General features: G+C 56.6%; 10 protein-coding genes. 6 read left to right on the top strand and 4 right to left on the bottom strand.

What is annotated here, in order from left to right; genetic code table 11:
- Positions 1-231: 231 nt before the first annotated feature.
- Positions 232-2,046, bottom strand: a complete 1,815-nt coding sequence (locus ACVIGB_RS41505; protein ID WP_456718296.1) for a hypothetical protein — start codon at positions 2,044-2,046, stop codon at positions 232-234.
- A gap of 938 nt (positions 2,047-2,984) precedes the next feature.
- Here ACVIGB_RS41505 and ACVIGB_RS41500 point away from each other — a divergent pair.
- The 6 genes from ACVIGB_RS41500 to ACVIGB_RS41475 all read left to right on the top strand — a co-directional run bounded on the left by ACVIGB_RS41500 (position 2,985) and on the right by ACVIGB_RS41475 (position 9,629).
- Positions 2,985-3,131 carry a hypothetical protein gene (locus ACVIGB_RS41500; RefSeq protein ID WP_456718297.1) on the top strand — a complete coding sequence of 49 codons (147 nt, stop codon included), beginning with the start codon at positions 2,985-2,987 and terminating at the stop codon, positions 3,129-3,131.
- A complete protein-coding gene (locus ACVIGB_RS41495; protein ID WP_456749301.1) occupies positions 3,119-4,135 on the top strand; it encodes a patatin-like phospholipase family protein in 1,017 nt (338 codons plus the stop codon). Before ACVIGB_RS41500 ends, ACVIGB_RS41495 begins: the two co-directional genes overlap by 13 nt.
- Positions 4,136-4,384: 249 nt before the next feature.
- Entirely contained in the window at positions 4,385-6,136 is a 1,752-nt protein-coding gene (locus ACVIGB_RS41490) for a peptidase M4 (RefSeq protein ID WP_456718298.1), read from the top strand.
- 2 nt (positions 6,137-6,138) lie between these two features.
- Positions 6,139-7,566, top strand: coding sequence for an MBL fold metallo-hydrolase (locus ACVIGB_RS41485; protein ID WP_456718299.1), 1,428 nt, complete (start codon positions 6,139-6,141; stop codon positions 7,564-7,566).
- A 16-nt stretch (positions 7,567-7,582) separates the two neighbouring features.
- Positions 7,583-8,887, top strand: coding sequence for a hypothetical protein (locus ACVIGB_RS41480; protein ID WP_456718300.1), 1,305 nt, complete (start codon positions 7,583-7,585; stop codon positions 8,885-8,887).
- A gap of 616 nt (positions 8,888-9,503) precedes the next feature.
- Positions 9,504-9,629: a hypothetical protein gene (locus tag ACVIGB_RS41475; protein WP_456718301.1), complete on the top strand. Its 126-nt coding sequence runs from the start codon at positions 9,504-9,506 to the stop codon at positions 9,627-9,629.
- 75 nt (positions 9,630-9,704) lie between these two features.
- On the opposite strand, the gene ACVIGB_RS41470 is transcribed toward ACVIGB_RS41475, so the two are convergent.
- The 3 genes from ACVIGB_RS41470 to ACVIGB_RS41460 form a co-directional block, all read right to left on the bottom strand.
- Positions 9,705-10,586: a hypothetical protein gene (locus ACVIGB_RS41470; RefSeq protein WP_456718302.1), complete on the bottom strand. Its 882-nt coding sequence runs from the start codon at positions 10,584-10,586 to the stop codon at positions 9,705-9,707.
- Positions 10,587-10,773: 187 nt separating this feature from the next.
- Positions 10,774-11,145 (bottom strand): hypothetical protein, encoded by a 372-nt coding sequence (locus tag ACVIGB_RS41465; RefSeq protein WP_456718303.1) that lies wholly within the window; start codon positions 11,143-11,145, stop codon positions 10,774-10,776.
- Between the two features lie 68 nt (positions 11,146-11,213).
- Positions 11,214-12,032, bottom strand: coding sequence for a restriction endonuclease (locus tag ACVIGB_RS41460; protein ID WP_456718304.1), 819 nt, complete (start codon positions 12,030-12,032; stop codon positions 11,214-11,216).
- Positions 12,033-12,078 lie beyond the last annotated feature (46 nt).

The raw sequence follows: 12,078 nt of genomic DNA, 5'->3' as shown, positions 1-12,078 counted from the left end.
TTGAACTGAATGTAATCGACTGAGGGTTACGCAGTCGCCACTCATCCGATGCTGGATTGCCATGGCCCGCGGTAGCAGGTTAGTGTAGCAGCGGCACTCTCCTCTGTTCTTTGGCCTCTACGACGCGACAGCAGACCAAGGCTTCTGGAATGCTCCAATCTGGAACGAGCCAAGGCTAAGTCGAAATGCAGCTTGACCATTTCATCATGTCGCTGAGGGGGATGCTGCTCTCTAATCCTGACAGACGACATAGCCGTGCGCATTCATTTCCGTGCAGGCTGAAAAAAACGACATCAGAAGCCAGTAGAGTTGAACAAAATACGGGTCCGCTGCGTGACCAGCCTTAACGCGCTCAAGAGCAGCTTCGACCGCACTTCGGCTGAGCGATGACGTCACGATAAAGACCCGGCGGATTGCATCGGGAGCAGTTCGCGCACGTGCGAATTCGGTGGCGAGCTGACCTGCGCTTCCCCGGAGGGTCCGCGGGATCTTGGTTGTTGCCCCGCCGTTGCTATAGTTCTTTTGCCACCTGCGGATTTTTGCTCCCATCACGTCTGCCGGCAAGCTCATGCGCTGCAAATTCTTGATAGCTTGACTGACCGAAATATGAAACTGACCGGCGCCCAGCGAAGGCTGCCCGTGTTTAGCATGATAAAAGGTGATGCGAGGTGGACTGCTGGAATTATTCAGCCCGATGAAGTCCGCCCATTCGTCGCCCAAATCGTCGCATACAAGAACTTCGTCTCCATCGGCGACACTTTTTTCGATAACTCCGAACGTTGAATCGGAATCAAACGTCGCATGTGCAGCCGTAAACTTTCCCTTCTCATCGACAACACCGCCGAGGAGAGTGTTCGCGCGCAAATAACGTAGCAAAGCCACGCCACCGTCGGTGAACCCCTCATCCCTGAATAGCGTGCCGTCTATATACGCCAGCGAGGGCGAGTCGAACAATACGATGAAATAATCCTCCCGTTCTACGTAACGTCGAAGCGAGATTCGATCTGGATCTTCGCCCAGCGGACGATCAGGATCTTCAATCTCAACGTCGGCGCTGAGAGGCAGGCGTAGGTCACGCAGCGCAATCCGACTCTGATTGATCGCTATGGCACCGAGCTTGCTGCTGGTGGCGCTATCGACCAGATCCAGCAGCTTACCTTGGCCGTCGATCTTTAGCACGCAGTCCAGCTCCGATAACACCTGGTCGACTTCGGGCTTTGAGAGGGCGACATAGTTCTGGTTGCTCTTCCGCACCAACCTGATATCGCCTCGCTCGTGGACGGCGTCTGTCAGGCTAGCTACGTCAACCGCAAACGCAGTCGGACTGACGCTTCCTTGGATGCTCGACAAGTCAATCGCACGGGCGAATGTACCGATGAATCTGGCTGGGGCTCCCTGAGCGTCGACCAGCTGATCAATTACGGAGGTCGCATAAACGATCAAATCCTCGTGGCCGACACGATCGGATCGTTGACCAATCCGGCCCGTGCGAGGGGTTGTCGAATAGTGGCCGGCATTCGATCGGACTGTGTAACCTTGTGGCACGTACCGGCTCGCCCCGGCCGGTCCCACAACGTTGCTTAGATCGTTAGCTTCAAATGTCTTGCTTCGCATCACGTCTTTTGAAATCGACATGTTGCGGAGCCGGATCTTTTCGAACACGGCGTCGTTACGCGCGATAGCGATATCCACTCGTTCGGACGGTACCCGCGCAAAGTATCGGGTCGAGAATTCCGCGGGGAGATCAAGCTTCGACCTGAATATGGCGACGTGGCCTCGGTGCTCGACCAGCAGGAGAAACCCACAAATCCGCTCCCGAATGCCGGCCTCCTCAGACATGAACGCGGCTGGGCGTTCGTAAAAAAACGAAATCGCTGACCAATAGGTCGCCCCTGCCAAAACGCGGCGATGGTGGAAAACATTCTGGGAGGCGGACGGCTGCCCGGCACGAATTCGCCGGAAAAGATCGTCAACCGCGGCGTTGCTGAGTGCTCGCTTTAGACTGTGAAAATTGGCTGTCTTTGCCACGCGAAGTGCATTGATCATCTAATCCCCGGGACTATCAAATAAATTTACTCAGTCTACTTGGCGTGGCAGATCCCACTCCCAACCGGCCAGGCCGGTAGTACGAAGGGTCTCGAACATTTCATTCGAGACCTCCACGGCGGCAATGCTTGCCTTGATATCCTTCTCGGTTCAGTTTGCAGCCGTGCTGAAGCAACGAGGCCAGGGCGCGGAAGGCCATATCCGCGATGAGAACCCCGAGAAGCGGTCGGCTGGCCAAAGGCGACCCTCGTCTCGAATAAGAAAAATCTAAACACCCGCCGCCCCTAAGAAGGTCCCCGCTGTACCGTTCTTCCCTGAATCGTCTTCAGCGCGAAACCGCCCAGTCCTCGCCTTCGCCAAGCGCTGCGATCCACGAGACAATCGTCTTTACTTTACATAATCTGACGCGCATGTCCTGAAACACAAATGCAGGCCGGCCCCCTAAGGCGACGCCACCACGAGCCTGCCGACGCGTTTAGTTCAGCCAGTCCAGTCGATTACCGCAAACCGACCATCCTCCACGCCAATTTTGCGAGTACTACCGAAAGTAGCCGAAGGCAGACGCAGCTTATCTGCTTTTTTTGACACGTATTGATTGAAAACCTCGAGGGACCTATGCAACACTATCGTTGTGGTTGAACCTTTGCGAAGCGTCGCATATAAGCAGTTTCATACGCCGACATAATTGATCGAGTCGCATTTGAACAGCGCTGGAGACACGGACGTGTGGCGGCGCTTGAGCCCTTGCGTCACACGTTTTCAGTGAACCATTCAGATGCCACGTCCATTCCGCAGTCGCTCCGATTTGTTCAGTCAATCACCCCCCGTGCAAGGCTCCCCAAGCCTTAGATCTGCTGAACGAAATCAAACCGGCGGTTGGACGTGATCGCTCGATTTGCGATTTGACCTTGCGAGAACGCCAGCAGCTGGGATCTCAAATGGAAGAAGAACTCATTGATCCGCATAAGCAATCTGTAGCCATCGAAGATGGGGTCGCCCTGTCGCTTTCGGGTGGCGGATATCGTGCCATGGTCTTTCATGAGCTCTTTACCGGCTCAACGAGATCGGGCTGTTGGGGAAGTTGAAGAGGATATCTAGCGTCTCGGGCGGGTCCATCACGGCAGGTGTGTTGGGATTGCTCTGGGACGAACTGCAATTTAGCAACGGTAAAACAGCAAAGTTCGGTCTGCTTGTTGACCGCATTCGCGCAATGGCAGACACCACAGTCGACGCCGGCGCTGTCATCGGTGGGATTTTCTCCTCAGTTTCGATTAGCGAAAAGGTCGCCCAGTCGTATGACGACGTACTATTCAAGGGTGCGAAGCTCAAGGACCTTCCCGATGATTCACAAAACAAGGCTCCACGCTTTGTGATCAATGCAACAAACGTCCAAAGCTCGGCACTCTGGCGCTTTTCGAGGCCGTACATGGGCGATTATCTCGTCGGCTTGGTTAAGGATCCAGACGTATCGCTTTGCACTGCGGTTGCAGCATCATCCGCCTTTCCGCCCATCCTCTCGCCCATGGTCCTGCCTATCGGGCAAAAGGTGGAGGCGCCGCCCGGCAGTCAGCTCAACCGCCCTCCATTCACGACACAGGCCGTACTCAGCGATGGCGGGGTCTATGACAATCTCGGCTTGGAAACGACCAAACGTTTCAAGACGCTGTTGGTGAGTGATGCCGGCCAAAAGATTGCGCCCGAAGAAGATCCGCATCACGATTGGGTACGCCACTCCATGCGTATCCTCGACACGATTGATAACCAGGTCCGCAGTCTTCGCAAGCGACACCTGATCGACGCTTTCAAGCGCGGTGACCACACCGGCGCGTTCTGGGGAATTCGCACCTCATTTTCAGATTACCAGCTCGCGACTGATCCACTGAAATGCGCGAGCAGACAGCCCGCTACTTTGGCTGCAGTCGCCACCCGTTTGGAACGGATGCCGTTGAAACTTCAAAATCAGCTCATGAATTGGGGCTACGCGATCTGCGACGCCGCACTGCGCAAGCATATCGCTCCCGGATTGCAGACGACGCTTGACATAAAGATTACTGATCCCACGGGCTTTCCGTTTCCCGATGAATACTAAGGATCAAGCGAGATAGCGGCAGCGCGCACCTGGCGCAGTGCCGCTTAGTCTCGCTCATTGTGAGGCAACATGATGAGGCGTCCGACTATTGTTTGCGAGGAAGTTCGCGATCGGGGCGACAATGGAAAGCAATCGCAGGTTTCGGCACCTCCCGACATCTATACGTCATCGGAGATAGCAACACCGAGCGAACGTCCGCTAAGCGTTTACGCATTTGATCCGAGCGCAGGTCGCCTTGTTGGAAACTACATGACCGCATCGGTACGTTATGAAGCGGCTCAACCAGGTCCGATCGGCGAACGATTCGCGGTGATCGACTACGACGGGGCAAACAAGACATTTTACCAGCCGGTCGATCTAAACGATCCGAGGCTCCTGATCCGCGGGGGCCTCGCACCAAGCGAGGCAGATCCTCGCTTTCACCAGCAGATGGTCTATGCGGTGGCGAGCGAAACGCTGCAGCGGTTCGAGTTCGCGCTGGGACGTCGGATTCATTGGCGGGGCACAAAGCGCTCGGCTAGCGCCGATCCAGTTCCGCGCGGCGCGTCTCGCTGCCTCAATCTATTTCCTCACGCCATGTGCCAGGCGAACGCGTTTTATAGTCCCGATGCACACGGAATCCTCTTCGGGTATTTCAGAGCCAGCCGCAGCAATCCGGGAAGCAATCTTCCCAAGCAGACCGTCTTCACGTGCCTGTCGCATGACATTATCGCGCACGAGACGACGCATGCGATCGTCGACGGTATACGCAGCTTCTTTACCGAACCAACCAATATCGACGTTCCGGCATTTCACGAGGCATTCGCAGATCTTGCCGCGTTGTTCTCGCACTTCTCACACAAGGAGTTCCTGCTTGACACCTTGGAAAAAACCGGCGGCCGATTGTTCGACTCGCACCTCAAACCAGAGCTAGCAATTTCGGCCGGATCGACTGGAGCGGGCATTCAGGCGCAGATTGGAAAAGCCAATCCCCTCGTCGCCCTCGCGACCCAGTTTGGAGAGGCAGTCGGTTTGCGCGGCGCGCTCCGCAGCGCGCTCGGCACACCGCCCAATTCAAACGACATTAACGTCAAGACGGAACCTCACGATCGCGGATCGATCCTGGTCGCTGCGGTGTTCGATGCGTACTTCACCATCTATATCCGCAGAACAGCGGATCTCTTTCGGATTCATCGCGCTGGTGGCGGCAATCTCGACCATGACGATCTGCCCGCGCCGCTCGCCGAACGCCCGGCAGCGGAGGCAAGTCATACGGCAGAGCAGTTTTTCGTCATTTGTGCACGAGCGCTTGACTACTGCCCGCCGGTCGACATCACCTTTGGAGATTTTTTGCGCGCCGTCCTGACTGCGGACCTCGATCTGCATCCAAACGATCCGGACGGTGTTCGCGACGCGCTGATGCAGGCATTCCGCCTGCGCGGAATCATTGCAGACGGAGCGTCTTCATTCTCTGAAGAATCCCTGTTCTGGCCGAAAGTCCGGCGCGATGCACTCCCGACCGTCGACGGACTTCAATTCGGCGATCCGAACGGATTGACCAAGTCCGAGAAGGACAATAACGGGGACGTTCTGCGCGCCTATGCGCAGAAGTACGGTGACCTGCTCGGGTTTGATAAGAATCTCGGCAAAATCCAGGCACTTTCGTTTCATCCCATGTTTCACATGGGCGAAGACGGTCGGCTGTTTGTGGATATGGTGGCTGAATTGGTCCAAACCGTGCGAACGCCGTTCGGTGATGCTGGCTCGGGTACTTTTCCAATGCGGAACGGCGTGACGCTGCTGATCTCTCAGGACCCGCCGCAAGCGGACAAGAGGCCGCCGCCGAGAATACGGTTTGTGATTGCAAAGCTTCACAGCGCTGAGCGCGAGGATCGCGTGCGGACATACTATGCCTCGAGCGGCCGCGCGATCAGCTCCAAGATTGAAAGTGGCGAGGTCGGCGAAGCAGGAGACGACGCACGCTTCCAGCTTGATTTCGGCTTACTGCACGCCGGAGCTTAATCATGGCATCCAAGAAAAAATCCACCCCCAAAGTTCGGAACAAGACGGCAAAGGCACCTGCCAGGAAGGCCGGCAAGGCCGCGAAGATGCCTCCGCGCGGGACGGACACGAGCTCGCCTTCGACCGATCCTTCTTCAAACGAGAGCGCCCGAGGGTTACGGGTACGAATGTTTCGAGTTGGTTTTGGCGATTTCTTTCTCTTGACTGTGCCGATGGCCGGCGGGGCGAGCGAGCATGTTCTGATAGACTGCGGCGTTCACGCGCAGGACCTCGGGAGCATCCGGGATGCGGTGCAGCAGATGGCTAACGATTGCGGCTCTAAGCTCGCGCTCGTCATCATGACGCATCGACATGCCGACCACATATCGGGCTTTGCGAGCTGTAGCGACATCTTCAGCGGCTTCACGGTCGAACGTGTTTGGATGCCTTGGTTCGAGGACCCAAAGAACGACAAAGCGATGGCCTTTCAGGCGAGCCTCACTGCGATCGCCGATAATCTTTCGGCGAAATTCGCCGCGCGAGGCGGCAGTGATTCGTCGATGCTCAAGGATATGGTCGACAATATCACCGGAGGGATGGCAGCCGCCGGCGGGGGGTCAAAAAATCAAAAGGCCTTGGACGTCCTTCACAGGGGCTTCAAGAACGAGGCGGACCATGATTACTACAAGGCCGGGGACCAGCCTATCTTGCCCAAGAGTCTCACTGATGCCGGTCTATCCGCCCAGATCCTCGGTCCGCCGATTGATCCCAAGCTCATCTCGCAAATGACCAAGGTGAACCAGCAGTATTTGTCTGACGAGATCGAGACAGATGACGAAGTGGTGCGACCGTTTCCCAAGGCATTTTGCACCGACAAGAACGGCTATCCCAGTGACGCTTTCAGGATTTATGACGATCAGACGATAATCCGCTTGATCGACGGCGCGCAGCCCGACGTCTTAGCGGCTCGCGCCAAGGCGGCGGATAACACCTTGAACAACCAAAGCCTCGTTGTCCTGTTCAGCTTTCGAGGAAGGCATTTGCTGTTTGCCGGTGACGCCCAGTGGGGCAACTGGGAAAACTTTCTGTACGGCGGGGCGTATGGAACCCCGGGCCATACCGAGCTGACCAAAAATGCCCAGTCGATCCTGGGGAAGATCGACTTCTACAAGGTAGGTCATCATGGCAGTGCAAATGCGACGCCCAAGGATGCGGTAGCAGCTATGAGGCTCGGCTGCGTTGGGATGTGCTCCACGCAGATCCACGCATACAACCAGGTTCCTCGAGAGCCCTTGCTGGACGCTTTGCGCGGGCGAATGGAAGGTCAATTGGCAAGGAGCGACCAAGTGGCCACGCAAGGGACGAAGGCTGAGAAGACGGCTGGCGAGCTCCCAGATCAGTTCAAGGTCCCAGCCACGGGCGAACTATTTATTGATTACGAGTTCAACTAGCGAGCCGGCATCCCCAATGAGACTGAACCACTTCTTCCTGCCTGAATGTGCTTTTAAGGTTCCCGGCAGAGTCTACGCACGACTGATCGAATGGAACCGATCAGAGTATGCGCTGTTTGATGCAGTCGACGCCGACTGGTTCGATGGTGAGAACGCCTCATCTCTGGGACCTCTGACCACTGGCCGTTGGCTTTCGCTCTCAACGGGGGCCCCGGTTTACGCGATCGAGATCAACTCACGGCTCGGCGAAGACCTCGCGGCCCTAGAATGGCTCGGCTTTTGGTCGGGCAGGCTTCCGACGTGGTTAGAGCTCCAAATATTCGAAGACGAACATGGCCCAGCTAATCTATTCGGAAACATAAACGGACCCGCCATGCGTGTGCGCTTCTCTCAAGAGGGTATCACACCGCATGTTCTAAGCAGCTTGAAGAGAGTAACCGACTTATCGCCCTACGCAAAATCAGGCGATGAACTCCGAGAAGCTCTGCCGACCGACAGTGTCGAGAGAGTTTTCGTTTTGGATGTCGGACAAGGCGCGGCCAACGCGCTGGTTACGAAATCGAAGAAGGTATTGGCTTATATTGATCTTGGAGCGGGCGTTCTGGCGGACACCGGCACATGGCCGGCTGCAATGACCGGGGTATGTCTTAAGGACGATCCAGTGGTGGTGCTTACTCATTGGCACTACGATCACTTTCATGCCGCCAACAAGTTTACGACAGCGCTCAACAGAACCTGGATCGCCCCTTTTCAGAGGATAGGACCCGGCCCGCAATCCGCTATGGCGAGCAGCATTGCTCAAAATGGAAACCTGTTGATCTGGAATGGAAAAGGCATTCTGAAGAAGGGAGCGATCGAGCTCGAGCGCTGCACGGGATCGACAGGGAACTTCAATCGTTCCGGGATCGCCGTATGGGTCAATGGGCCGAACCACCAGGACGATCCAATCTTGCTGCCCGGTGACGCCGGATACTCCGACATCCCGTCCTTGAAGCGCTCAGTGCGGTCGATCACGTCATTGGTCGTATCTCACCATGGCGGACGGGCTCCAGGCAAGGCGCCCGCAAAGCCAAACCTATCGACGGCCCGCGCTGCAATGTCTTTTGGAAACAAGAACAGCTATAAGCATCCGCTTGCACCGTCTATCGCAAAATTGCAGCGGGCCGGATGGCTGATCGGCTTTCCAAAGCCAGTACAGGACGATCGTCGTACAGAGGATCGAGGCTTGAAGGGTCTCGGTACAATCGATCTCCGCTGGAGTGGCTCGGTCATCGGCTCGTATCCCTGCAATTGTGGCTGCTCGATTGAGCCAACGCAGTAGGGATAGCTGTGCCGCCGCTCAGTGGTTGCAGTCGTTGGACCGACAGGTCACCTCGCCAGCCTCCCCCAGAGGGGGCAGCCATTTACCTTGCGGACGATCCTGTACCGGGCTCCATCGTAGTGGCTATTTCTCGCCGGAAGCTCGCTGGCGGGCAACAGCACTCTTCGACCAAACCGCCCTGAGAAGGTCGCACTGAGCCTGATTGCGTCCAGATGGCTCTCTTTGTACAGTCTCGCGAGCGGAGGCAAACCTTGCGCTCAAGTGGGGTCATATTCCCGCCGGAGGGCGATCGAGAACTGCAGGTAACGCATGACGTTTGAGTCAATTTCACTGGCTATCGGTCAAGCGGCGGGTCGCTCGACAATCCGTGTTGAAGAAAAGGGCTGTGACGGCGCACCCGGGAAAGCAACGACTTTCACATGGGAGAGTGCGGAGCCGCTCGGCTATGCCGAGCTGGTCGCTGCCGATCTTCATCACTGGCGCCAAGTGGGTTCAAGTTCCAAGCAGAGCCCTGCTAAGCCTATTAGCGGGAGACTTGTCCCCTGCTGAGTTTGCGGCATCATTTGGAGACGATGTGTGCCAAAATCCCTTCAAGCGGGCCGTCCTAGAGGGCAGAATGATCAGCCGCGCTCGCATCAAGCCTGCGGAGAACGATCAAGATGATTGGATCAGGATCGAGTTTGGCAGCCCGACGCTGCTGGTGTCTCCATTTGTGGTCAGGCAAGAGGACGACGACAAATAAGTTGCAATCGCCCCGCAGTCACGTTGGGGAGCAGACGCAAGGCACGTTGGAGATCAATCTGCGCCCAATGTCCCGCTATGTATTTGTCAGACCCGTATGGCCGACGACGACGCCCAGCCGCATTGGCGCCTTACTATGCTTGCGCCGGAATAGTTCCGCGTTCTGATCGTACGTGAAGCCGAGCTTCTCGAATACATGTCCTATCGTTTGCCTCGCATTTGATACTTGGCTTGGGTTGGACATGCAAAAAAGCATGATGCTATATGGCGGCCTTTGAACGCCGGGCTTCAGGTCCATCTCGCCGCCGACGCGCCATCCGCCCTTCTCAAAAAGTCCGGCGAGCGAGACCAGCGCGCCATGGAATGGCTCGAGTCCAAGAATGTACATGACTTGGCCCTTCGGGCCGTACCGGAGGGCGTCTAGAATCTCTTGAATCCGCTCGGCGCCGATGACCTCGAGCTCTTGGCTGCGCGCGGGGGGCTTCGGGGCAGCCGATCCGGCCGCATCTCGAAAGGCATCGACAATCGTGCTGATGAAGTCGCCAACATCTCGCGCTATTGAGGTGATCGCGACCATCGAACCAGCCCCGGCCGCCATCAGCAGCGCATCACGCGCCATTCGGTCGCTGATTGGTGCGCTGGCGGTCGCCGTGCTCTCGTGACGCCGCTTCATGTCCCTGAGTTGCTCAACCGCATATGCGCTGTCGTCGCCGTCGATGACATCGTGGTGGAAGCCGCAAAGCAGTATCAGGTTCTCAAACGATTGCCGGTCCGCCTCACTTTGCGCTGGATCGTACCGTGTCGCACCCGGCTTATTTCCCTGGATGTGGCAGATTTTACCGGTCACCGTCCCTGTCGACTCCACGACGGCCATCGGGTGCTGGCAATTCGGAAAAGCACAGCGATTTCCGGATATCGCGAAGAGTTGCTTGATCGTTCGTATGGTGGGCTCAGCCACGCTTCTCTCCAAAATCTACGGGTTCGGACGAACTGCACCAGCAGCCGCCTCCAGCAAAGTCACTGGCGCGGCGGCCGCACTTCTCGATCTTGGCCCGCCGCATTCGTAGCCTAAACACCGATCCCGCTATGTCGGCTTACTCTGAGCAAGTTGAGCCGCACGTTCGATCTCCTTTTGCCTTTCGTTCTCACGCTTCTGAGCGGCCTGGGCTTTCCTGAACACCGCGACCCGCTCGATAATCGCAAGCAGTTCCTCGGTATTCTTGACGTTCGGTTCGAAGAGAAACAAAGGACAGTGCCGCTTCGTTGTCTACGGGAAATCCCACGGCGCACGGCTCATTGAAGAACTCTCTACGCAGCGTTCGCCGGTCACCCGGCTCGTCGAGCCCATCGGGCTCGAGCCGCAGCCAATAGTCGTCAATCTCGTCCTTGTCGTCGGTAAGGGCAGAGCGTTCGGTAAGTGACATTCGAGGGCAATCCGAACTGCACACATCCTGCATTTCGGAGAGCAGTTGATCCGCAATCGGCATTAGAAGGAATTGTTGGATGTGCTCCGGCATCTCTTCGGCTTTTCCACGGAAGACCGCATCTGTGACAAGTTGCGCTATATCCTGCGCAGGGAGCACATCTAGCGCGGCGAGAATGAGGTAGGCGAAAGCCCGGCAAACAGGTTTGAGGTCAACTCCCGCCGATACGCTTCGCACATCAGGTAGGAAATATTCACAAGTCCAGTTCGCAAAACGGCCGCGAGCGACGGAGCGTTCAGAAATGCGCCCCAAGGTCGATGGGTGATGCTGCCGTTCGCGAACTCATTCACGACAGCCGCAAACAACCCCATGCCGGTCAATTCAAGCTCGCGACGAACTTTCCAAAGATCAGCGAGCGCTCTTGGTGTTACAAATTCCAGCTTATTCCAGAACTGCGTTTCCATGGCCTGAAAGCGCCCCTGTGAACTCAGCGCCTCAGAGTATAGTCTGAGAACGACGTCCGGGTGGCGCGATAGATACCGCTCAATCTGGCTATGATCCCATAGCTTGACCTTTGGACGGGGATGTTTTGATTGCCACTCCTTCACCCAATCGCGCGTCGGATTCGAGAATTGAGTGTTCGTGGCAATCACCACGTAGTCGAGCCCCTCGGTCGCAAGAGCGTTGTTCACGGCGGATTTCACCTCGCTGGATTCGACGGTGCTCGCACGCCCCTTGCACTCGATCCACCATTTCTGCGATTCAATTTCTCCATTTGCTCCTGGCGTGTAGAAGTGCGCCTCAAGATCGCGTCCACCATCGGCTGCACCGTCACCACTGCCGCCCGTGCGCCATTCCAAATCTTTCGCGCCCATGGCGTCTAGGAGCCAGTAAACGCACTCCTCAAGGTCACGCCGCTTCAAACTCTCAAACGGAATAGAAGCCGGTAGCACCCATTCTATGTTAGCTTCTTTAGACATTGCTCCCGCCGCCCCCGGGACGGATCACTGGTTCTTCGGATAAAAC

It is taken from the genome of Bradyrhizobium sp. USDA 4341, assembly GCF_054063755.1.
This window is presented reverse-complemented; position numbering and strand designations above follow the sequence as displayed.